The sequence below is a fragment of the Halovulum marinum genome (genome assembly GCF_009697225.1).
GTDB classification, from domain to species: Bacteria; Pseudomonadota; Alphaproteobacteria; order Rhodobacterales; family Rhodobacteraceae; genus Halovulum; species Halovulum marinum.
This window is the reverse complement of record NZ_WIND01000001.1, coordinates 492,929-514,769: the sequence shown is the minus strand read 5'-3', so window position 1 is coordinate 514,769 and position 21,841 is coordinate 492,929. Positions and strand designations below refer to the sequence as shown.

25 protein-coding genes are annotated in these 21,841 nt (G+C 68.8%); 21 read left to right on the top strand and 4 right to left on the bottom strand.

The window, feature by feature from the left end; translation table 11 throughout:
- Positions 1-77 precede the first annotated feature (77 nt).
- The 5 genes from GE300_RS02625 to GE300_RS02605 all read left to right on the top strand — a co-directional run bounded on the left by GE300_RS02625 (position 78) and on the right by GE300_RS02605 (position 5,769).
- A complete protein-coding gene (locus GE300_RS02625) occupies positions 78-815 on the top strand; it encodes a phosphoribosyltransferase (RefSeq protein WP_233416712.1) in 738 nt (245 codons plus the stop codon).
- 195 nt (positions 816-1,010) lie between these two features.
- The gene (locus GE300_RS02620; RefSeq protein WP_154444554.1) at positions 1,011-2,363 is read left to right on the top strand and encodes an ABC transporter substrate-binding protein; all 1,353 of its coding nucleotides are present in this window, start codon (positions 1,011-1,013) and stop codon (positions 2,361-2,363) included.
- An 86-nt stretch (positions 2,364-2,449) separates the two neighbouring features.
- Positions 2,450-3,448, top strand: coding sequence for a carbohydrate ABC transporter permease (locus GE300_RS02615; protein ID WP_154444553.1), 999 nt, complete (start codon positions 2,450-2,452; stop codon positions 3,446-3,448).
- Between the two features lie 13 nt (positions 3,449-3,461).
- Positions 3,462-4,601 (top strand): carbohydrate ABC transporter permease, encoded by a 1,140-nt coding sequence (locus tag GE300_RS02610; RefSeq protein ID WP_154444552.1) that lies wholly within the window; start codon positions 3,462-3,464, stop codon positions 4,599-4,601.
- 46 nt (positions 4,602-4,647) lie between these two features.
- Positions 4,648-5,769 (top strand): ABC transporter ATP-binding protein, encoded by a 1,122-nt coding sequence (locus GE300_RS02605; protein WP_154444551.1) that lies wholly within the window; start codon positions 4,648-4,650, stop codon positions 5,767-5,769.
- 9 nt (positions 5,770-5,778) lie between these two features.
- Here the strand turns inward: GE300_RS02605 and GE300_RS02600 are convergent, their stop codons facing one another.
- Positions 5,779-6,678, bottom strand: coding sequence for a LysR family transcriptional regulator (locus GE300_RS02600; protein WP_154444550.1), 900 nt, complete (start codon positions 6,676-6,678; stop codon positions 5,779-5,781).
- A gap of 131 nt (positions 6,679-6,809) precedes the next feature.
- On the opposite strand from GE300_RS02600, the gene GE300_RS23975 reads away from it, so the two are divergent.
- The 5 genes from GE300_RS23975 to GE300_RS23665 all read left to right on the top strand — a co-directional run bounded on the left by GE300_RS23975 (position 6,810) and on the right by GE300_RS23665 (position 10,946).
- Positions 6,810-7,373: an allophanate hydrolase-related protein gene (locus tag GE300_RS23975; protein WP_154444549.1), complete on the top strand. Its 564-nt coding sequence runs from the start codon at positions 6,810-6,812 to the stop codon at positions 7,371-7,373.
- A complete protein-coding gene (locus GE300_RS02590) occupies positions 7,334-8,170 on the top strand; it encodes a sulfite exporter TauE/SafE family protein (protein WP_325063070.1) in 837 nt (278 codons plus the stop codon). Before GE300_RS23975 ends, GE300_RS02590 begins: the two co-directional genes overlap by 40 nt.
- 160 nt (positions 8,171-8,330) lie before the next feature.
- Positions 8,331-8,897 (top strand): TRAP transporter small permease subunit, encoded by a 567-nt coding sequence (locus tag GE300_RS02585; RefSeq protein WP_154444548.1) that lies wholly within the window; start codon positions 8,331-8,333, stop codon positions 8,895-8,897.
- Positions 8,897-10,288 (top strand): TRAP transporter large permease, encoded by a 1,392-nt coding sequence (locus GE300_RS02580; protein WP_154444547.1) that lies wholly within the window; start codon positions 8,897-8,899, stop codon positions 10,286-10,288. The genes GE300_RS02585 and GE300_RS02580 overlap by 1 nt, the downstream gene beginning before the upstream one ends.
- Positions 10,289-10,406: 118 nt before the next feature.
- Complete coding sequence (locus GE300_RS23665) at positions 10,407-10,946, top strand: DUF6647 family protein (protein WP_325063069.1); 540 nt, start codon at positions 10,407-10,409, stop codon at positions 10,944-10,946.
- Positions 10,947-11,018: 72 nt separating this feature from the next.
- On the opposite strand, the gene GE300_RS02570 is transcribed toward GE300_RS23665, so the two are convergent.
- On the bottom strand, positions 11,019-12,104 hold the full coding sequence (locus tag GE300_RS02570; protein WP_154444545.1) for a TRAP transporter substrate-binding protein: 1,086 nt from the start codon (positions 12,102-12,104) through the stop codon (positions 11,019-11,021).
- Positions 12,105-12,337: 233 nt separating this feature from the next.
- On the opposite strand from GE300_RS02570, the gene GE300_RS23660 reads away from it, so the two are divergent.
- From GE300_RS23660 to GE300_RS02545, 6 genes are read left to right on the top strand one after another with little or no spacing between them, the layout of a single operon-like run.
- Positions 12,338-13,093 (top strand): FadR/GntR family transcriptional regulator, encoded by a 756-nt coding sequence (locus tag GE300_RS23660; protein ID WP_154444544.1) that lies wholly within the window; start codon positions 12,338-12,340, stop codon positions 13,091-13,093.
- A 27-nt stretch (positions 13,094-13,120) separates the two neighbouring features.
- Positions 13,121-13,249, top strand: coding sequence for a hypothetical protein (locus GE300_RS23505; RefSeq protein WP_267905404.1), 129 nt, complete (start codon positions 13,121-13,123; stop codon positions 13,247-13,249).
- Positions 13,246-13,404 carry a hypothetical protein gene (locus tag GE300_RS02560; RefSeq protein WP_154444543.1) on the top strand — a complete coding sequence of 53 codons (159 nt, stop codon included), beginning with the start codon at positions 13,246-13,248 and terminating at the stop codon, positions 13,402-13,404. Before GE300_RS23505 ends, GE300_RS02560 begins: the two co-directional genes overlap by 4 nt.
- Positions 13,401-14,096, top strand: a complete 696-nt coding sequence (locus GE300_RS02555) for an SDR family NAD(P)-dependent oxidoreductase (protein ID WP_154444542.1) — start codon at positions 13,401-13,403, stop codon at positions 14,094-14,096. Before GE300_RS02560 ends, GE300_RS02555 begins: the two co-directional genes overlap by 4 nt.
- 10 nt (positions 14,097-14,106) lie before the next feature.
- A complete protein-coding gene (locus GE300_RS02550; protein ID WP_233416711.1) occupies positions 14,107-14,787 on the top strand; it encodes an RraA family protein in 681 nt (226 codons plus the stop codon).
- A 10-nt stretch (positions 14,788-14,797) separates the two neighbouring features.
- The gene (locus GE300_RS02545; protein WP_154444540.1) at positions 14,798-15,319 is read left to right on the top strand and encodes a 2,4'-dihydroxyacetophenone dioxygenase family protein; all 522 of its coding nucleotides are present in this window, start codon (positions 14,798-14,800) and stop codon (positions 15,317-15,319) included.
- Positions 15,320-15,357: 38 nt separating this feature from the next.
- Here GE300_RS02545 and GE300_RS02540 read toward each other — a convergent pair whose 3' ends face one another.
- On the bottom strand, positions 15,358-16,290 hold the full coding sequence (locus GE300_RS02540) for a LysR family transcriptional regulator (protein ID WP_154444539.1): 933 nt from the start codon (positions 16,288-16,290) through the stop codon (positions 15,358-15,360).
- Between the two features lie 105 nt (positions 16,291-16,395).
- Between GE300_RS02540 and GE300_RS02535 the strand changes: the two genes are divergently transcribed.
- From GE300_RS02535 to GE300_RS02515, 5 genes are all read left to right on the top strand, one after another.
- Complete coding sequence (locus tag GE300_RS02535) at positions 16,396-16,902, top strand: TRAP transporter small permease (protein ID WP_325063068.1); 507 nt, start codon at positions 16,396-16,398, stop codon at positions 16,900-16,902.
- 15 nt (positions 16,903-16,917) lie between these two features.
- Positions 16,918-18,195 carry a TRAP transporter large permease gene (locus tag GE300_RS02530; protein ID WP_154444538.1) on the top strand — a complete coding sequence of 426 codons (1,278 nt, stop codon included), beginning with the start codon at positions 16,918-16,920 and terminating at the stop codon, positions 18,193-18,195.
- A gap of 17 nt (positions 18,196-18,212) precedes the next feature.
- Positions 18,213-19,037: a creatininase family protein gene (locus tag GE300_RS02525; protein WP_154444537.1), complete on the top strand. Its 825-nt coding sequence runs from the start codon at positions 18,213-18,215 to the stop codon at positions 19,035-19,037.
- Positions 19,038-19,039: 2 nt separating this feature from the next.
- The gene (locus GE300_RS02520; protein WP_154444536.1) at positions 19,040-19,996 is read left to right on the top strand and encodes a TRAP transporter substrate-binding protein; all 957 of its coding nucleotides are present in this window, start codon (positions 19,040-19,042) and stop codon (positions 19,994-19,996) included.
- 73 nt (positions 19,997-20,069) lie between these two features.
- A complete protein-coding gene (locus GE300_RS02515) occupies positions 20,070-21,254 on the top strand; it encodes a M20 metallopeptidase family protein (protein WP_154444535.1) in 1,185 nt (394 codons plus the stop codon).
- Between the two features lie 158 nt (positions 21,255-21,412).
- On the opposite strand, the gene cueR is transcribed toward GE300_RS02515, so the two are convergent.
- Complete coding sequence (cueR, locus tag GE300_RS02510) at positions 21,413-21,832, bottom strand: Cu(I)-responsive transcriptional regulator (RefSeq protein WP_154444534.1); 420 nt, start codon at positions 21,830-21,832, stop codon at positions 21,413-21,415.
- Between the last annotated feature and the right edge of the window lie 9 nt (positions 21,833-21,841).

Below are 21,841 nucleotides of genomic sequence, written 5' to 3'. Positions count from 1 at the left end.
GGCGGCGCGGCCGGCGCGGGATCGCTGCCGGATCGTTCCGCCGGATCGGTGCGCGCGCTGATGCGCCGGATCCGGGGATGATGTATCCTCGTGCGATCATGTTCGGCACGCACCCCATCTTCGCCGACCGCGCCGAGGCCGGCCGGTTGCTGGCAGAGCCGCTGGCGCGCCTGGAACTGGCGGAGCCGGTGATCTACGCGCTGCCGCGCGGCGGCGTGCCGGTCGCGGTCGAGGTCGCCCGCGTGCTGCGCGCCCCGCTGGAACTGGTGCTGGTGCGCAAGCTGGGCGCGCCGGCCAATCCCGAACTGGCGATCGGCGCGGTGGTGGAAAGCGGCGACGGCGACGGCGACGAGAGTGGCAACACCGGCGACGGGCCGGTCACGATCCTCAACGACGCCATCGCCGAAGCGACCGGCGCCGATCCCGCCTATGTCGAGGACGCTTGCGAACGCGCCCTGGCCGAGATCGCCCGGCGGCGCGCGGCATACCTCGGCGTCCGGCCCCGGCTGGACCCGGCCGGGCGCACCGCGGTCGTGGTCGATGACGGCCTGGCAACCGGCGCCACGATGAAGGCCGCGCTGACCGCGCTGCGGCGGCAGGGCGCCGCGGCCGTCGTCGCCGCGGTGCCGGTGGCGCCGGCAGATGCGCTGGACGCGATCCGCGCCCTGTCCGATCACCTCGTCTGCCTGCACCCTGCGCGTCACTTCCGCGGTGTCGGCGCCTTTTACTCCGATTTCCGGCAGCTGACCGACGACGAGACCGTGCGGCAATTGCGGGCGTTCCGGGACAGCGGCGCTGGCGGCGGCCGGAGATGAGAGAACCGGGCCGCAATTGTCCGGAAATCCTTTGAAATCCGTTCCGAAGGCGCGATTGACAGGTTCAGGTTTACTTGCTTGGGTAACGTTCAAACCTCACGGTGCATGGGGTCGGCGCGACGCACGTCTCGCGCGTCAGGCCCGCGCCGGACAAAAAACAAAAGTGCGCACGCACACACCAAGGGGAGAGTTTTCATGAACAAGGTGCTGCCGATCAGCGCGGCGATCCTGTCGCTTACGGCCGGGCTGGCCCAGGCGCAGGATCTGAAGTTCACGCCGGGCGAGGGCGATTTCAACTGGCAAAGCTTCGACAGCTTCGCCGCGGAACACGATTATTCCGGCCAGACGCTGAACGTGTTCGGCCCCTGGCGCGGCGACGACCAGGCGCTGGCCGAAAGCGTCCTCGCCTATTTCGAGGAGGCGACAGGCGCCGAGATCAATTACTCCTCGTCCGAGAACTACGAGCAGCAGATCGTCATCGACACCGAGGCGGGCAGTCCGCCGGACGTGGCGATCCTGCCGCAGCCCGGCCTGATCCAGAACCTGGTCTCGAAGGGCTTCGTCGAGCCGCTGGGCGACGAGACCGCGCAATGGCTCGAGGACAACTACGCCGCTGGCTCCAGCTGGCGCGGCATCGGCACCTACACCGGGCCCGACGGGGCCGAGGCGCTGTACGCCTTCCCCTACAAGATCGACGTGAAGTCGCTGGTCTGGTACGTGCCCGACAACTTCGACGACGCCGGCTACGAAGTGCCCGAGACGACGGAGGATCTGCGGGCGCTGGAAGAGCAGATGATCGCCGACGGCGAGACGCCCTGGTGCATCGGTCTGGGCTCGGGCGGCGCCACCGGCTGGCCCGCGACCGACTGGGTCGAGGACCTGATGCTGCGCACCCACCCGCCCGAGGTCTACGACCAGTGGGTGTCGAACGAGATGCCGTTCGACGATCCCAAGGTGGTCGAGGTGATCGAGAAGTTCGGCGCGGTGGCGAAGACCGACGAGATGGTCGCCGGCGGCGTCGACGCGGTGGGCGCGACCGACTTCCGCGAAAGCCCGCTGGGCCTGTTCGCCTCGCCGCCGCAGTGCTACATGCACCGCCAGGCCTCGTTCATCCCCACCTTCTTCCCCGACGGCACCGAGATCGGCGTGGACGCCGACTTCTTCTACTTCCCCGCCGCGGGCGAGGGCGACCTGGGCAAGCCGGTGCTGGGCGCCGGCACGCTGGCCTTCATCACCAACGACACCCCGGCGGCGCGCGGCTTCATCGAGTTCCTGAAGACGCCGATCGCGCACGAGGTCTGGATGGCGCAAAGCGGCTTCCTGACACCGCATTCCGGCGTGAACACCGAGCTTTACGGCGACTCGACGCTGAAGAAGATGGGCGACATCCTGCTGAACGCGACCACGTTCCGCTTCGACGGCTCGGACCTGATGCCGGCCGCGGTGGGCGCCGGCACGTTCTGGACCGGCATGATCGACTATGTTTCGGGCAAGTCGGCCGAAGAGGTTGCCTCCGAGATCCAGGACAGCTGGGACGCGATCAAGTAACGCCCCGCCACCAGACCCACGGGATTCCGGCAGCGCCGGGATCCCCACCGGCCCGGCAGGGCGCGACAGTCGGAAGGGGAGAGGCCATGCATCCGGTCCTGCAGGGGATGATCACCGTGGTCCTGGGCGTCGGGATCTGCATCGGCTACTTCTATTTCTCCAACCAGTTTCTCGACAAGGTCCTGTACCCGGCGCGCGGGCCCAACGCCGGACGCAACATCAACCGGGCAAACATGATCCGGCCGTGGCTGTTCATGGGCCCGGCGATCTTCGTGCTGGCGCTGTACCTGGTGTACCCGGTGCTGGCGACGCTGTGGTTCTCGCTGACCGACCGCGACCAGGGCGGCGCCTTTGTCGGGCTGGCGAACTACCGGCAGATGGCGGCCGAGCCGAAGTTCCTCGAGGCGATCCGCAACAACATGCTGTGGCTGGTGGTGGTGCCGGCGATGTCGACCGCCTTCGGCCTGCTGGCGGCGCAGCTGACCGACCGCATCAGCTGGGGCAATGTCGCCAAGTCGATCATCTTCATGCCGATGGCGATCAGCTTCGTCGGCGCCTCGGTGATCTGGAAGCTGATCTACGACACCCGCCCCGCCGGCGCCGACCAGATCGGCGTGCTGAACGCGATCTGGACCGCGCTGGGCGGCGCGCCGCAGACCTGGCTGACGATCGAGCCGTGGAACAACTTCCTGCTGATGGTGGTGCTGATCTGGATCCAGACCGGGTTCGCCATGGTGATCCTGTCCGCCGCGCTGCGCGGCATTCCCGAGGAAACCGTCGAGGCCGCCATCGTCGACGGCGCCAACCCGTTCCAGATCTTCTTCAAGATCAAGGTGCCGCAGATCATGCCGACCATCGTCGTGGTGTGGACCACGATCACGCTGGTGGTGCTGAAGGTGTTCGACATCGTGCTGGCGATGACCAACGGGCAGTGGGGCACGCAGGTGCTGGCCAACTACATGTACGACCGCATGTTCCGCGCCTTCGACTGGGGCGTCGGTTCGGCCAGCGCCATCGTCATCATGCTGCTGGTGACGCCGATCCTGGTCTGGAACGTGCGCAACGCGCGCCGCGAGATGCGCTGAGGGGGGCGGGCCGATGGACAATATCGCGGGACGCAAGTCGGGGCTGACCTGGGCGGTGCACATCGCCGTGGTGCTGCTGGTGATCCTGTGGCTGTTCCCCACCGCCGGCCTGTTCGTGTCGTCGTTCCGCACCGGCGACCAGATCTCGGGCTCGGGCTGGTGGGCGGCGTTCTCGACGCAGCAGCGCAACGAGCCCGCGGTCCGCGTCGGCGGCGACGAGGTGCAGCAGGGCGGCCGCTTCGTGCTGCAGGGCGATCTGTTCCCGAACCGCGACATGACGATCAAGGCCTGGGGCACCAGCTCGCGCGATGTCGAGGCGTATGAGCCGGGCGCCACCGCCGATCTTGGCGACGGCGTCACGCTGACGCTGGACGAGGGCGGGACCTTCACCCTCGCCGGGCCGGAAAGCTTCGAGGGCCAGCGCCTGCCGCGGGTGTTCGCCACCGCCTCGTCGCCGCCCGAGTTCACCCTGGCGAACTATGAGAACGTGCTGTTCAGCGGCACCGCCGGGGCGGGCGTCGGCCAGTCCTTCATCAACACCGCCACGGTAGCGATCCCGTCCACCGTCATCCCGATCCTGATCGCCGCCTTCGCCGCCTACGCGCTGGCGTGGATGGACTTTCCCGGCCGCGCGCTGCTGGTCGCGGCGGTGGTGGCGCTGCTGGTCGTCCCGCTGCAGCTGGCGCTGATCCCGCTGCTGCAGATCCACAACGTGATCGGCATCGGCAAGACCTACATGGGAACCTGGGCGGCGCACACCGCCTTCGGCATGCCGCTGGCGATCTACCTGCTGCGCAACTACATGGTCGGCCTGCCGCGCGACATCATCGAGAACGCCCGCGTCGACGGCGCCACCGACTTCCAGATCTTCGTCAAGATCATCCTGCCGCTGTCGTTCCCGGCGCTGGCGTCGTTCGCGATCTTCCAGTTCCTGTGGACCTGGAACGACCTGCTGGTGGCGCTGGTGTTCCTGGGCACCGACGACGAGCGGCTGGTGCTGACCGGCCGGCTGGTGAACCTGCTGGGCTCGCGCGGCGGCGACTGGGAGATCCTGGCAACCTCGGCCTTCGTGTCGATCGCGGTGCCGCTGGCGGTGTTCTTCGCCATGCAGCGCTACCTGGTGCGCGGCCTGCTGGCGGGGTCGGTGAAATGAACGCCCGGAGACAGGGCGTGAGGCGGCGAAGGGAGGACGCGCGGGCATGACCGAGCTGAAGCTGACCGATGTGGGCAAGACCTATGGCGGCACGGTCGAGGTGCTGAAGGACATCAACCTGGACATCTCGACCGGCGAGCTGGTGGTCTTCGTCGGCCCCTCGGGCTGCGGCAAGTCCACCCTGCTGCGGATGATCGCCGGGCTGGAGCGGATCACCGCCGGCGCGCTGGAGATCGACGGCGTGCTGGTGAACGACATCCCCCCGGCGCAGCGCGGCATCGCCATGGTGTTCCAGAGCTACGCGCTCTACCCGCACATGACGGTCTACGACAACATGGCGTTCGCCCTGCGCATCGCCAGGAAGAAGGACGACGAGGTGCGCGCCGCGGTCACCGCCGCCGCCGACAAGCTGCAGCTGTCCGGCCTGCTGGACCGGTTGCCGAAAGAGCTGTCGGGCGGCCAGCGCCAGCGCGTCGCCATCGGCCGCTCGATCGTGCGCGACCCCAAGGTCTACCTGTTCGACGAGCCGCTCTCGAACCTCGACGCCGCGCTGCGCGTCGCCACCCGCATCGAGATCGCCCAGCTGAAGGAGGCGATGCCCGACTCGACGATGATCTACGTCACCCACGACCAGGTCGAGGCGATGACCCTGGCCAGCCGCATCGTGGTGCTGGCGGGCGGCGGCATCGCCCAGGTCGGCGCGCCGCTGACCCTGTACGAGCGGCCCGAGAACGAGTTCGTCGCCCAGTTCATCGGCAGCCCCAAGATGAACCTTCTGCCCGGCCGCATCGTGCAGACCGGGCAGCAGACCGCGGTCGAACTGGACGGCGGCGGCCGCGCGGTGTCGGACTATCCGTCGAACGCGGCGATGCAGGACTCGCCGGTGAACATCGGCGTGCGACCCGAGGATTTCGTCGCGGCCGGCGAGGGCGCGCACATCTTCAGCGGCGAGGTCAACATCACCGAGGCGCTGGGCGAGGTCACGCTGCTGTACTACACGCCGGTTGGCGGCGCCGACCCGGTGATCGCCAAGCTGCAGGGCATCCACCCGGACATGAAGCACAGGCGCGTGGCGCTGACCGCCGATCCGTCCAAGGTTCACGTGTTCCGCAACGGCGTCTCGCTGCTGTACCCCGAGGGCCGCAACATCACCGTGCAGCCGCACTGAGCCGCGGTCTCAGCCGCCGGTCGCGTCCAGCGCCGCGGTCAGCTGCTGCGCGAACCTGATCGACGCGACCGGCAGCGCCCGGCCGCGCAGCTGGCCCAGGTACAGCTGCCCCGCGGGCAGGTCGGACTCGGACAGCGGGATGCTGGCCACGTCCTCGTGCGCGGCGGGATTCAGCCCGATCGGGATCTGGAAGCCGATCGTCTGGCCCAGGGCGGCGAAGTGGCGGATCATCTCGAAGGATTCCGTCTCCAGCGCCGGCTCCAGCTGCCGGCCGATGCGCTTCGCGGCGCGGTCCAGCAGCGTGCGGACGCCGTATTGCGGCCCCGGCACCACCAGGTCGTAGTCCAGGCACTGGCGCAGCCGCAGCGTTCTGGCGGCGGCCAGCGGATGCGCACGGCTCATGATCGCGTGCACCGGCTGGTCGATGGCGTAGAGCACCTCGAAATCGACCATGTGCGCGGGTTCGAACACCAGTGCCAGGTCGCTGTGGAAACTGACAAGATCCTTCTCGGCCTGCACCCGGTCGCGGACCCGCACCGAGAAGGTCACGCCCGGGTGGTCACGGCGGTAGAGCGCGATCTGCCGCGGCAGGAAATACGGCAGCAGCGCCTGCGAGCAGGCGATCGTGACGTGCCCGCGCCGCACACCGGACAGGTCCGCAACCTGCGACTGCACCCGCGCCAGGTCGGTCTTCTGCGCACGGATGTGGTGCAGCAGCAACTCGCCCGCCGGGTTCAGGCGCATGCCGCGCGGCAGCCGCTCGAAGATCTCCGAGCCGAACTCCTGCTCGAAGCCCTGGATGCGCCGGTTCAGCGCCGAGGCGGTGATGTTCATGTCCTCGGCCGCCTTGCGGATCGACCCCGCGCGGGTGACCGCCTCGATCATCTGGTAGACCTTCAGATGGCGCAACGGCCCGCCTCCGGCGGTGCAATTAATGCACCGGATTTGTGAAATATCAGCACTGGAAGTTATCGCCGGCGCCGCCGACTGTCACCCCCGGCAACCTGTCGCCGGTAAGACGTGACGGAAAGGACCGCCAGGTGAGCACGCAGAGCGGCGGCAGCCAGTTCCTCGGGAAAGGCGTTTCGGTGGCGACCGACGAGATCGAACTCGCGGTCTGCGGCGGGCACATGTCGGGCCTGCCGCTGAACGCAGAGCTGACCGGCCGCGGCGCGCGGTTCCTCGCGCGTACCGCCACGGCGCCGGGATACCGGATGTACGCGCTGGCCGAAGGGCCGCCCGCGGGCCCGGGCCTGCTGCGGATCGAGAAGGGCCGCACCATCGAGGTCGAGACCTGGGCGCTGCCGCGCGCCGCGGACCCTCGGCACGATCCGGCTGCGGGACGGGCGGCCGGTGAAGGGGCTGTTGGTGGAATCCTCGGGCGTGCAGGGCGCGCAGGACATCACCGCATTCGGCGGCTGGCGCGGCTTCCTGCGTGCGCAGCCCGGCGCCGGCGGCTGATCGCCGCGGCGCACGGGGGGCTGGACAACGGCGCGCGGCTGGGCGAGGGCTTGGCCGGCGGTACCCGCCGCCGGCCAGCCGCACCGCATGAGGAATTCGCGCCGTGGAGACCCAGCTTGATCCCGCCACGCTCGACGGGCTGACCATCGTGCTGCTGGTGGCGGGCCTGGCCACCACCGGCGTGATTGCCGGCGTTCTGGCCGGGCTGCTGGGCGTCGGCGGCGGCATCGTCATCGTGCCGGTGCTGTTCTGGGTGCTCACGCTGCTGAACGTCGCGCCGGAATACGCCAGCCATCTGGCGGTGGCGACCTCGCTGGCGACGATCGTGCCGACGTCGATCTCGTCGATGCGCTCGCACGCGCGGCGCGGCACGGTGGACCGGCCGCTGCTGCGGCTGTGGGGGCCGGGGGTGTTTGCCGGCGCGCTGGCCGGCGGGCTACTGGCCAAGGTGGTCTCGGGCGGCGATCTGCGCGCGATCTTCGGGGTCGTGGCGCTGGTGGTGGCGGTCAACATGGCGATCCCGAAGACGCTGGTGATCCAGGACCACTTGCCGGTGCGGGCCTGGGTGAACCGGACCATCGCCGGGGTGATCGGGGTGATTTCGGCGCTGATGGGGATCGGCGGCGGCACGCTGTCGGTGCCGACGCTGTCGGCGTTCAGCTTTCCGCCGCACCGGGCAGTGGGCACCGCCGCGGCGCTGGGCCTGCTGATCGCGGTGCCGGGCGTTGCCGGATTCATCTGGGCCGGGTGGGGGATCGACGATCTGCCGCCGGGCAGCCTCGGTTACGTCAGCCTGCCCGCGGCGGCGCTGATCGCGCCGATGAGCTTTCTGTGCGCGCCGCTGGGCGCGCGGCTGGCCCACGCGCTGAACCCGGCCAACCTGAAGCGCGCCTTCGCCCTGTTCCTGGCGATCACCGCGCTGCGCATGCTGACCGCCTGAAGCTGTTGGCCCGCCCGGGCCTGTTGCCGCTACACTGCGGCACCGGAACGTCCGCACCGGGAAAGAATTCCGTTGTGCGACGGCGTTCGCCATGCAAGACAGCGGCCGCGTTCGAAAGAAGGGCAGGCGGCGGCGAGAGTCCGCGCGGACGGGAGGGGCGATGAGATATCTGGGTATGGTGGCGGCGGCGATCAGCGCGCTGAACGCGGCGCTGGGCGCGGTGTTCGCCTGGCTGTCGCTGGGCATCGTGGTGGTCTGCTTCAGCGTCGTCGTGCTGCGCTACGCCTTCGCGACCAGCTTCGTGTGGATGCAGGACCTGTACATCTGGCTGAGCGGGGCGATGTTCACCGCCGTGGGCGGCTTCGCGCTGCTGCGCGACAGCCATGTGCGCGTCGACATCTTCTATCGCCCGGCTTCGGAGCGCCGGAAGGCCTGGGTCGACCTGATCGGCTCGGTGGTGTTCCTGCTGCCGTTCATGTTCGTGGTCATCGCCTATTCCTGGCCCTTCGTCGCCCGCTCGTGGTCCTTTGCCGAGGGCTCGGCCAACGTCGGCGGCATGCCGGGGCTGTTCGTGCTGAAAAGCTTCATCCTGCTGTTCGCGGGGGCGGTGGCGCTGCAGGGCATCGCGATGATCTGCCGTTCGATCCTGATCCTGGGCGGGCGCGGCGACCTGGTGCCGCGCCGGATGCGTTATGACGAGCTTGCCGCCGCGGAGGGCGCCGCCTGATGGATCCCGTGCTGATCGGTGAGCTGCTCTCCGGGCTGATGTTCTTCGGCATCATCGCCTTCCTGCTGCTGGGCTTCCCGGTGGCCTTCACCCTTGCCGGCGTGTCGCTGCTGTTCGGCCTGGTCGGCATGGCCTTCGGCGTGTTCGACCCGTCGAACTTCGGCAGCCTGCCGAACCGCTACATCGGCTACATGACCAACGAGGTGCTGGTCGCGGTGCCGCTGTTCATCTTCATGGGCGTGATGCTGGAGCGTTCGCGCATCGCCGAGCAGCTGCTGCTGACCATGGGCAAGCTGTTCGGCAACCTGCGCGGCGGCTTGGGCATCTCGGTGATCCTGGTGGGCGCGCTGCTGGCGGCCTCGACCGGGGTGGTCGGGGCGACGGTGGTGACGATGGGGCTGATCTCGCTGCCGGCGATGCTGCGCGCGGGCTACGATCCGCGGCTGGCGACCGGCGTGATCTGCGCCAGCGGCACGCTGGGCCAGATCATCCCGCCGTCGACGGTGCTGATCTTCATGGGCGACATGCTGTCGTCGATCAACAGCCAGGTGCAGATGGAGAAGGGCAACTTCGCCCCGGTCCCGGTGTCGGTGGGCGATCTGTTCGCGGGCGCGCTGCTGCCGGGGATCCTGCTGGTCGGCCTGTACACCGCGTACACGATCTTCAAGGCGATCACCGACCCCGAAAGCTGTCCCGCGACGCCGGTCCCGGCGGACGAGAAGCGGCACCTGCCGCGCGAGATCCTGGTGGCGCTGCTGCCGCCGCTGCTGCTGATCATTGCGGTGCTGGGGTCGATCCTGGGCGGTATCGCCACCCCGACCGAGGCGGCCTCGGTCGGCGCGGTGGGTGCGATGATCCTGGCGGCGCTGCGCTGGCGCCTGTCCTTCGGCGTGCTGCGCGAGACGGCGGTGGCGACGGCGACGATCACCAGCATGGTGTTCATCATCCTGTTCGGCGCCTCGGTGTTCTCGATCGTGTTCCGGCTGATGGGCGGCGACAACCTGGTGCACGAGTTCCTGGCCGCGCTGCCCGGCGGGCGGCTGGTCGCGGTGGCGATGGTGATGGCGGTGATGTTCCTGCTGGGCTTCATCCTCGATACCTTCGAGATCATCTTCATCGTGATCCCGATCACCGCACCGGTGCTGCTGGCGCTGGACGTCGATCCGGTCTGGCTGGGCGTGCTGGTGGGGGTGAACCTGCAGACCTCGTTCCTGACGCCGCCGTTCGGCTTCGCGCTGTTCTACCTGCGCGGGGTGGCGCCGAACTCGGTCAGGACGGGGGACATCTACAAGGGCGTCCTGCCCTTTGTCGTGCTGCAGATCATCGGTATCGCGATCCTGTTCATATTCCCGCAGATCGTCACCTGGCTGCCGAAGGTGGCGGCGGGTTGACGGCCCCCCGCCAGCTGTGCGCTTGCATACATATTGCCGAAGCGTGATGTGATAATCTGATTCCGGGTGCACTCCACGTCGTAGCGTGGTGCCCGGCCGGGTCTTGCTCGTTCATCGAATGGGAGACCCCGAAATGTGCGGATTTCGCGATTCCATAGCTCGAATCCCGCTCGCGCCGATCGCGTTCGGCCTCGTTCTGAGCATCGCGCCGATGGCGGGCGCGACATGCATTTCGCCCTGCACGCGCATATCTGACCTGTGGGACTGGGTGGGACGCGAATTGCGGATCGAGGGACGGGCCCCGCCACCGCGGGTCCGGGTCATGTCGCCGGATGCCCTGGTCACGCTCTATACCGGCCAGCCGATGCGCGGCACCGACAGCGTCAGCATCGTCGCGCTTTACGACCGGTCGCAGCAGGTGATCCTTCTGGCGGGAGCGTGGACCCCGGGAGAGCCGGCCTCCGAGTCGATAATCGTCCACGAGCTGGTGCACCATGCCCAGGCGCTCCGCGGTGACCGCTATCCCTGCCTCGCCGCTTCGGAGACCGAAGCATATGCGATCCAGGACAGATGGCTGCGCCGTTCGGGGCAGGATCTGGAAACGAGCTTCGGGATCGACGCATTCACTCTGGCGATCCGCGGTCTCTGCGCTCTCTAGGCGACGGACGCGCCCTGCAGGCAAAAGCCCGGACGAGCGCCCGGGCCTTTTCGTTCGATATGTGGGCCGCGATCAGAGGTCGAAGTACTGCGCACGGGCGGCAACGAAGGTGCCGTCGATGGTCTCGGTGCGGTTGCGCAGAAGCTTCAGCGCCTCGAGGAAGCTGGCGGTGGTGCGCTGGGTCAGATCGTCGTCGCTGTCCTGCAGCTCCTGGATCAGCTCCTTCGACGCCTGCGCGCCGGCCTGGACGATCTCTTCCGGGAACTGCCGCACGTTCACGCCGTGGTCGTTGACCAGCGTCTGCAGCGCGCGCGGATCGTTGGCATAGAAGTCCGAGGCGACCTGGTCGTATTCGGCCGCGCAGACGAATTCCACGATCGCCTGCAGGTCCTCGGGCAGTTCGGCGAACTTGGACTTGTCGACGACCAGTTCGGTCGCCAGGCCAGGCTCGACGAAAGAGGGGAAGTAGTAGTTCTTCGCCACCTGGTAGAAGCCCAGCGCCAGGTCGTTGTACGGGCCGACGAACTCGGCGGCGTCCAGCGTGCCCGACTGCAGCGCCTGGAAGATCTCGCCGCCGGCCATGTTGGTGACGGTGGCGCCCAGCTTCTCCCACACGCGGCCGCCAAGGCCGGGGGTGCGGAAACGCAGGCCCTTGATGTCGTCGAGGCCGGTCAGCTCCTCGCGGAACCAGCCGCCGGCCTGGGTGCCGGTGTTGCCCGACAGGAAGCCCTTGACGCCGAACTGGTCGTAGATCTCGTCCCACAGCTCCTGGCCGCCCATGTAGCGGACCCAGGCGGTCAGTTCGCGCGCGGTCATGCCGAAGGGCACGCCGGTGAAGAAGGACAGCGCGGTCGACTTGTTCTGCCAGTAGTAGGCGGCGCCGTGGCTCATCTCGGCGGTGCCGTCGATGACCGCGTCCAGCGACTGCAGCGGCGGCACCAGCTCGCCGGCCGAGTAGACCTGCACCGAAAGGCGGCCGCCCGAGGCGGCGGTGATGCGGTCGGCCAGGCGTTGCGCGCCGACCCCCAGGCCCGGGAAATTCTTCGGCCAGGTGGTGACCATGCGCCAGGTGATCTTGTCCTGCGCGATGGCCGGCGCAGCCAGAGCCGTTGCGCCCGCGCCCAGCGCGGCGCTGCTGATGAACTTGCGGCGATCCATTGAGTGTCCTCCCAGAATATCAGTATCCCGCGGCAGGATCGCTGCCGCCGGGAAGCGGGTCATGGTTTTCACAGTGGTCCCCCCTTGTCCATAGCAGAGCGGCGCTGCGACCCGCGGTGGCCGCAGTCCCGCCGAAACGCGGGGATTGACAATGTCGCGCGCGGGGCGTATTCATCCTACCAAAATGGGCGTGCCGACACCACCGTGCGCGGATACGGCCAGATGGGGGAAACGTGATCGCCACGCCACAGCCATGGGTGTCCGGCTCGCGCGCCGCAGCGCGCGCGATCGGGACCGCGATCATCCGCGGCTCCTTCGGCGAGGGCGACCGGCTGCCGCTCGAGGCGGAACTGGCGGCGATGTTCTCGGTTTCGCGCAACACCCTGCGCGAGGCGATGCGCCTTCTGGTCGCCAAGGGCATGGTCGAGGTGGCGCCGCGCCGCGGCACGAAGGTGCTGCCGAGCGAGCGCTGGAACGCGCTGGACATCGAGCTGATCGAATGGTCCACCGGCCCGGCCGGCACCGACCCGGCCTTCATGCGCGAGATCCTTCGCGTCCGCGCGATGCTCGAACCCTTCGCCGCCGCCGACGCCGCGCGCAACCGCACCGAGACGCAGCTGGCCGCGATCGCTGACCTCGTCGCCCGGATGGAGCAGGCCGCCGAGGGCGAGGACCGCGCCGCATCGGTCGAGGCAGACCTGGCCTTCCACCTGGCGGTGGCCGACGCCGCGGGCAACAGGTTCATCGCCTGCATCGCCCGGGCGATCATGCAGGCGCTGCGCACGAATTTCGACGCGCTGATCTCCGTTCCCGGCAACTTCCGCCGCAACATCCCCAATCACCACGCGGTTCTGGACCGCGTCGCCGGGCGTGACCCCGATGGCGCGCGCCGCGCGATGGAGCAGCTGCTGCGGCAGGCCGAGTGCGACACCGATCTGATGTTCGCCCCCGCGGCCGCGGCGCAGCCCGGCGTGGGCGACGACGACTGACCGACTTCGGGCAACGGAGAGCACCTGATGAAGACCAAGCGCGTCACCCCTACCGGCGCCGGCGGCATTGTCGGTCATGCGGCGCCGGTGGGCTTTCCGGTCGTGGTGCCGGGGCTGCCGCTTCCGATGCTGCCGAACAACGGCGGAACGTCATGACGTCCATCATCACGTCGGACGGGCAGTTGATGGTATTCCGCACCCGCCCGATCGGCGGCGCCCCGGGCGCGGTAACGCTGCTGGTCCGGGTGGCGCCGATCGCCGTCTCGCCGCGCAAGACGCGCCGTCCGCAAGTTGAAAGGGGATTTGCATGAGCCGCACCGTCATCGTCGTCGGCGGCACGACCGGTATCGGCCGCGCCATCGCCGAGGGTTTCGCCGCCACCGGGGACACCGTCACCGCCACCGGGCACGAACTGCCCGGCGACCGCGCCGACGGCATCGCCTTCGCGCAACTCGACGTACGCGACGGCGCCGGCGTCGAGGCGTTCTTCGCCCCGTTCGCGCGGATCGACGTGCTGGTGAATGCCGCCGGCGTCATCCTTCGCGGCGGCGCCGAGTTCACCCCCGCCGGCTTTGCCGACGTGGTGGACATCAACCTGAACGGCACCCAGCGCTGCTGCGCCGCCGCGCATCCGGCGCTGAAGGCGGCCGGCGGCTGCGTCATCAACATCGCCTCGATGCTGACGTTCTTCGGCAGCCCGACCTCGCCGGCCTATGCCGCCTCCAAGGGCGGCATAGGCCAACTGACCAAATCGCTGGCCGTGGCCTGGGCGCCCGACCGGATCCGGGTCAACGCCCTTGCCCCCGGCTGGATCTCGACCGCGCTGACGCGGGCTCTGGGCGAGGACAGGGAACGCTCGCGCGCCATCCTGCAGCGCACGCCGATGGGGCGCTGGGGCCAGCCCGGGGACCTGGCCGGCCCGGCGCTGTTCCTGGCATCCGACGCCGCCGGCTTCGTCACCGGGGCGATCCTGCCGGTGGATGGCGGATATTCTGCCGTATGAGGGGAAAGACATGACCGATACCGAACTTTTCGAGCTGCTCGAGACCCGGCTGTTCACCGCCGTGGTCGGCGACGTGCTGGACCAGATGGGCCTGCGCCGGCAGTTCCTGCCCGCCGGCATCGCGCCGCTGCAGCCGGGGATGAAGATCGCCGGCCGCGCCATGCCGGTGCTCGAGGCGGACATTTTCGACGACGCGCCCGAGGCCGCCGCCGGGCCGCTGTCGCGCAAGCCCTTCGGGCTGATGCTTGAGGCGCTCGACGACCTCAGGCCTGGCGAGATCTATGTCGCCACCGGCGCCGCGCTGCGCTACGCGCTATGGGGCGAGCTGATGGCGACCCGCGCCACCTACCTGAAGGCCGCCAGTGCGATCCTCGACGGCTATGTCCGCGACGCCGCCGGGATCGAGGCGCTGGGCTTTCCCACCTTCTGCCGCGGCGTCTATGCCCAGGACCAGGGGCCGCGCGGCAAGGTCATCGACTACCGCTGCGCGATCGAGATCGACGGCGTGCGGATCCAGCCGGGCGCGCTGCTGTTCGGCGACCGCGAGGGCGTGCTGGTGATCCCGCGCGAGGCCGAGGCCGAGGCCATCCGCCGCGCCGTCGACAAGGCCGAGACCGAGACCGAAGTCGAGCGCGCGATCAGGGGCGGCATGTCCGCCGCGCAGGCGCTGGAAACCTTTGGCGTGATGTGAGGACCGAACCATGAGCCAGACCGAAGATCAGGCCCGCATGCCCTACCAGTTGCCGATGCCCGCCGAGGCCGGCCGCGACATCGTCGTCCCCGACGCCGTGCCGCAGGACGACCGGGTCTGGGTGCCCCAGGCCGAGAACGTGTTCTTCCGCCCGCTGTGCCTGAACGCCAGCCAGGGCTACTGGGTGAACATCCTCAAGGTGCAGCGCTCGGGCGTGCTCAGCCGCCACCGCCACCCGAACCCGGTCCACGGCTTCGTGCTGAAGGGCCGCTGGCGGTATCTGGAGCACGACTGGGTCGCCACCGAGGGCGGCTATGTCTACGAGCCGCCGGGCGAGACGCATACCCTGGTCGTGCCCGAGGACGTCGACGAGATGATGACCCTGTTTCAGGTCAACGGCGTGATGTACTACGTCGATCCCTGGGGCAAGCACCTGGGCTTCGAGGACGTGTTCACCAAGATCGAGATGTGCCGCAAGCACTATACCGATGTCGGCCTCGGCGCGGATTACGTCGACCAGTTCATCCGCTAGCGTCTGCCGCGGCGCGCCGGCGGTACGCGCGGCGCGTCTCAGTCGCCGCCCCCGGCGCGCCGCGCCGCCTCGGCCCTGGCGGCGGCCAGCGTGCAGTCGACGAAGTCGCGGACGAACGGGTTCATGCTGTCCTCGCGCCAGGCGACGACCAGGGCCACGGCGCGCGGCAGCTCGGTCAGCGGGCGGTAGACCACGCCGCGCATCGGCGTCAGCTCGACCCAGGCCGGCACGATGCCGATGCCGATGCCGGCGGCGACCATGGTGACGATGGTGTGGGTGTGGCTGACCTCCTGCACCACGTTGGGGCGGTAGCCGGCCTTGCGGCAATGCTGGATCACCACGTCCTGGTAGCTGGCGCCGACGATCGAGGAATAGGTGACGAAGCGCTGGTCGCGGAAATCGGCGAAGCCCAGGTCCGGCTTGCGCGCCAGCGGCGATTCCGCCGGCAGCGCCGCGACGAAGCCCTCGCGGTGCACCTCGCGGTAGGCGATGCCGGCGGCGGTGCGCGGCGGGCGCACGAAGGCGACGTCGATGCGCCGGTCCTTCAGCAGCGCCAGCTGCTCTTCGGTGGTGTGGATCTGCATGTCCAGCCGCACCTGCGGGTTGCGGCTCGCGAAGTCGCGCATCGCCGCGCTCATGAAGGTGAACACCGCGACATAGACCGCGCCCAGCTTGAGCGTGCCCGAGGTCAGCCCGCCCGCCGCCTGGGCCGAGCGGATGCCGCCCTCGAGCGTGCTCAGCACCTCCTGCGCATGGTCGTAGAGCGCGGTGCCCGCCGGGGTCAGCCGGACGGTGCGGGTGGTACGGTCGAACAGGCGCACGCCGATGCGCTCCTCCAGCTGGCGGATCTGCTGGCTCAGCGGCGCCTGCGACACCCCCAGCATCTCGGCGGCGCGGCCGAAATGCAGCTCCTCGGCGACGCGCAGGAAATAGCGCAGATGGCGGATCTCGATGTTCTCGACGGGAAGCATTGGGGGTCCTGATTGATACCTGAGACAACATAATGGCGTTGATAAATATATTGGACAATCCAGTCGGCGTCATGCTCGGATGCTGCCAGATCGGAGCGGTGTGACGTGAAAGACGATAGACCCCTGGACCTGGCCCTGCCGCTGCGCGTCGCCGTCGGCGTCACCCTGGCGGTGGTGGTGGCGATCACCCTGCTGCAGATCGGGCTGCGTTATTTCTTCAATGCGCCGCTGGTCTGGAGCGAGGAGCTGGTCAAGCTGCTGATCGTATGGATCGCCTTCGTCGGCGCCGCCGCGGTGTGCTGGGACGGGCGGCACCTGAACGTCGACGTGCTCTACATCAAGCTGCCCGCCGGCCTCCGCGCCGCGGTGCGCTGGCTGAACGCGGCGATCTCGATCGGCTTCCTGTCGATCCTCGGCTGGACCAGCGTCAAGCTGGTCCGGATCGAGAACATGCAGGAGTTGTCGGCCCTGCCGCTGCCGGCCGGCATCATCCGGCTGGCCGCCACCGTGGGCGCCGGCCTGATGATCGCCGCGATCCTGGGGCGGATCTTCTATGTCCGCCCGCGGCACCGCCGCACCGATCCCGGCTACGGCCACGAAGACCCGATGTAAGGCGCGAAACACCGAATGCTGACGCTTGCGATTATCGGGCTGCTTCTGGTCCTGCTGTTCCTCGGCCTGCCGCTGGTGTTCGCCATCGGCAGCGCGTCGATGGTCTACTACTACGCCGTCGACATCAATCTGGCGCTGATGACGCAGCGGATGACCGCCTCGATCAACTCGTTCCTGATCCTGGCGATCCCGTTCTTCTTCCTGGCGGGCGAGCTGATGAACGCCTGCAAGCTGACCGACCGGATCATCGCCATGGCCAAGGCGCTGGTCGGGCACATCCACGGCGGGCTGGCGCAGGTGAACATCTTTGCCAGCCTGATCTTCTCGGGGATGTCCGGCTCGCCGACCGCGGACACCACGGCGCTGGGCTCGGTGCTGATCCCGGCGATGAAGAAGGAAGGCTATCCGGCGCCGTTCTCGGCCGCGGTCACCGTCGCCTCGTCGATGGTCGGGCCGATGATCCCGCCTTCGGTGGCGCTGGTGATCTACGGCACGCTGGCCAATGTCTCGATCGGGCGGCTGCTGTTGGCCGGCATCCTGCCCGGCTTCGTGATCATCGCCACGCAGATGCTGTTCACCTATTTCTATGCCCGCGCCAACGACATGCCGCGCTACCAGCGTGCGACGCTGCCCGAGGTGGTCACCGCGATCAAGGGCGGCGGACCGGCGATCCTGTTCCCGGTGATCATCGTCGCCGGCATCCTGTTCGGGATCTTCTCGCCGACCGAGGCGGCGGCGGTCGCGGTGCTGTACGGGCTGGTGCTGACGCTGGTCTACCGCAACGTGCGCCTGGTCGAGGTCTGGTACGCCTTCCGCAACACCGCGCTGGGCACCGCAAGGATCCTGTCGATCATCGCCGTCGCCTCGGCGTTCTCGTGGATCATGGTGCGCGAGCAGGTGCCGCTGACCATCGCCAACGCCATCGCCACGGTGTCCGAGAACCCGGTGATCGCGCTGTTCGTGATCGTCGGCATGCTGCTGGTGGTCGGGCTGCTGATGGTCGCCTCGTCGGCCGAGATCGTGCTGACGCCGATCCTGGTGCCGGTAGTGCTGGAATTCGGCATCGACCCGGTGCATTTCGGCGTGCTGATGGTGTTCAGCCTGATCATCGGCGGCGCCACGCCCCCGGTCGGGGTGCTGATGTTCATCGCGCAGGATATCGCCCGGATCAGCCACGGACAGATGGTGCGCGCCATGCTGCCGTTCTATGTGCCGCTGTTCCTGGCGCTGACGCTGCTGGTGCTGTTCCCCGGCATCAGCCTGTTCCTGCCCAACCTCGTGTTCGGGGGCTGACGCCCCAAGGAGTATCCATGTCCGCCAAGCGCAAGCACCTGCTGGAAGAGATGACCTACCCGGAATTCCGCGACCGGCTGCCCGAGGACCCGGTGATCCTGATCCCGCTCGGCTCGCAGGAGATCCAGGGACCGATGGCGCCGATGGGCGACTTCATGCTGACCCGCGCGCTGGCTGCCGAGGTCGCCGCCGCGTCGGGGGCGATCGCCGCGCCGACGCTGCCGTTCGGCCATGCCGACTACTTCCGGTCGGTGCCCGGCGGCATCGCGCTGTCGGCGGACGCGTTCCGCGCCACGCTGCGCGACATCCTCGACAATTTCATGGACCACGGGCTGACCCGGCTGGTGATCCTGAACGGGCACAGCGGGAACTATCCGCTGATCGACCAGGTGATCCGCGCCGTCCGGCGCGAGCGCGGCCTGCTGGTGCCGTGCGTGAACCTGTGGCGCTCGGTGCCCGACGATCTGTGGACCGAACTGCACGGCGAGTTCGGCAAGCGCGCCTTCGCCCACGGCGGCGATCCGGTGACCTCGGTCGCGCTGCACTACGTGCCCGAGTTGACGCGCATGGACCTGATCGAGATCGACGACCGGTTCGGCCGGCTGCTGGATCTGCCCACCAGGGGTCTGGGCGCAGTCGGCTTCGACGGGCTCGACGTCGGGCTGGCGGTCAACGTCGACGATCACTGCTCCAACGGCATCGCCGGGGGCGATCCGCGGCGGTCCACGCCCGAGATCGGCGCCCGGATCGTCCAGCATCTCGTCGGGGCCTGCACGGCCCTGGTCGAGCACATGCGGTCGGTGGACCCGACCGTGCCCACGTCCAACAACAGGGGAAACTGACAATGAAACTCAAGGCACTGCTCTGCACCACGCTGATCGTCGGCGCCGGCCCGGTGGCGGCCGAGGAAATCCGCTACGCGCTCTGGGCGCAGCCCGGCGAGGCGCAGTACGAGGGCGCGGTCGAGTTCAAGCGCGTCGTCGAGGAGGGCTCGGACCACACCGTGACCCTGTTCCCCGGCGACCAGCTGGGCACCCCGCGCGAGGTGTTCGCGCAGATGGCGCTGGGCTCGACCCAGATGCTGGCCAGCGGCGATCCCGGCCTGAAGGAGATCGAGTACCTGGCGCTGCCCTACCTGATGAACGGGATCGAGAACTACCAGGAGGTGCTGGCCACCGACTTCGGCCAAGAATGGAACGCCCGCCTGGTCGACGAGCGCCAGGCCCGGATGCTGGGCTTCATGCCGCGCAGCCCGCGCCAGATCAGCGCCAACGTGGTCGTCGAATCGATGGACGACCTGAGCGGGCTGAAACTGCGCGCGCCCGAGCGCGACTACTATGTGGAATCGCTGCGCGCGCTGGGCGCCAATCCCACGCCGATGGCCTTTGCCGAGGTCTACACCGCGCTGCAGACCGGTGTCGTGGACGGCCAGGAGAACCCGATCGAGACGATCTACGCGCAGAAGTTCTTCGAGGTGCAGAAGGGCATCGCGGTAGTCGACTACATCAACAAGCCGGCCTACGTCATGATCAGCGAGCAGTTCTGGTCCGGCCTGCCCGAGGACGAGCAGCAGCTGCTGCGCGACGCCAACGACGCCTCGACCGCAGTGATCGAGGAGCTGCTGCCGCAGCAGGCCGAGAAGCAGATCGCCGAGATGGAGCAGGCCGGCGTGACCATCACCCACCCGGACAAGCAGCCGTTCATCGAGGCGACGCAGTCGGTCCGCGACACGCTGGGCCGCAACGTCTGGGACGAGGACACCTACAACGCCATCGTCGAGATCGGGAAGAAGGAATACTGAGCCCTTCGTCCCGCGACCGGCCGCCCCGGACCCCAAGCCGGGGCGGCCACCGAACCAATCTCCGGATGCCCGAATGACCGATGACACCGACCTGCGCGCCCGCATCGCCGAGCTGACCGACCAGATCGCCGAAGACCTGATCGCGGTGCGGCGCACGCTGCACGCCCACCCCGAACTGGGGTTCGAGGAAATCGCCACCTCGGCGCTGGTCAAGGAGCGGCTGTCGGCGCTGGGCGTGCCGTACCGCGATGGCATCGCCAAGACCGGCATCGCGGCGATGATCGGCAGCGGCCCAGGCCGCCTGGTCGGGCTGCGCGGCGACATGGACGCGCTGCCGATCGAGGAAAGCGCCGATCCCGCCTACAAGTCCTGCAATCCCGGCAAGATGCACGCCTGCGGCCACGACGCGCATACCGCCATCGCGCTGGGCGTGGCCACGGTGATGGCGCGGCTGGCGGACTCGCTACCCGGCCGGCTGGTGGTGGTGTTCCAGCCCGCCGAGGAAAGCCTGGGCGGCGCCCGCGCGATGCTTGCCGACGGGCTGTTCGACGACGCCCGGCCCGCGGTGATGCTGGGCTATCACAACTGGCCGCCGCTGGATGGCGGCACCGTCGGCTGGCACCCGCAGACCGCCTTCGCCTCGACCGACCCGTTCGACGTCGAGATCCGCGGCCGCTCCGGTCATGGCGCGCACCCGCATCTGGCGCGCGACCCGATCGTCGCCGCCGGCAGCCTGGTCTCGGCGCTGCAGACCGTGGTCAGCCGCGAGATCGCGCCGCTCGACGCGGCCGTGGTCACCATCGGCAGCATCGCCGGCGGCACCGCGCGCAACCAGATCCCCGACACCGTCCGGTTGCAGGGCAGCACCCGCAGCCAGTCGCCGGAGGTGCGCGAGCAGGTGCGCGCGGCGATCGAGAGGATCTGCCGCGGCGTCGGCGAGATGCACGGCGTCGACTGCACGCCGACCTTCCTGCAGGGCGTGCCGCCAGTGGTGAACGATCCGCAGATCCTGGCGCTGGTCACCGACGAGGCGGCGCGGATGCTGGGCGACGAGAACGTCATCGAGTTGCCGCGCGGCTCGATGGGCAGCGAGGATTACGCCGAGTTCTCGACCCGGATCCCCAGCGCGCACCTGCGCATCGGCTCGCGCTATGCGCCGCGCCCCACCATGCTGCACCGCAGCGACTTCGACCTGGACGAGCGCTGCATCGCGACCGCGGTCAAGGTGCTGTCGGCCGCCGCGCTGCGGCTGATGTAGCCGCGTTCTTCCCGCGTGTTCGCGTCCGCGTTCTCTTTCCCGCGGACGTCACTGGCCCGGCAGTCGCCGGGCCATTTTTCTGTTGCCGCGACGCTGGGGGCAGGACGGCGATCGCGCGATCGCCCTCGGTTCCGGCCCAGCCACGTCCGCGGATCCGGCTATGCCGTTTTCTCGAGTCGTTCTTCATCGCGGGTTTTCGTGGAAAGGTCCGCAAGGATCGGGCAGTCCGGTCGGTGATCACCGGCACAGGCGTTCACCAGGTGCGCCAGCGTTGCACGCATCTCCCGCAGTTCTGCGATCTTTTCGTCGATCCGTTCGAGATGCTGCTCGGCGATCTCCTTCACCTCGGCGCTGGCCCGGTCCTCGTCCTCGTAGAGTGCAAGGAGATTGCGGCAGTCCTCTATGCTGAAGCCAAGCGCGCGGGCGCGGCCCAGGAACGCGAGTTTGTGCGCGTCGCTCTCGCGGAAAGCGCGGTAGCCATTCGGGCTGCGCAGCGGCTTCACAAGTCCGATATCCTCGTAGTAGCGGATCGTCTTGGCCGGCAGACCCGAAAGGGCGGCGACATCTCCGATGTTCATCGTCTGGTC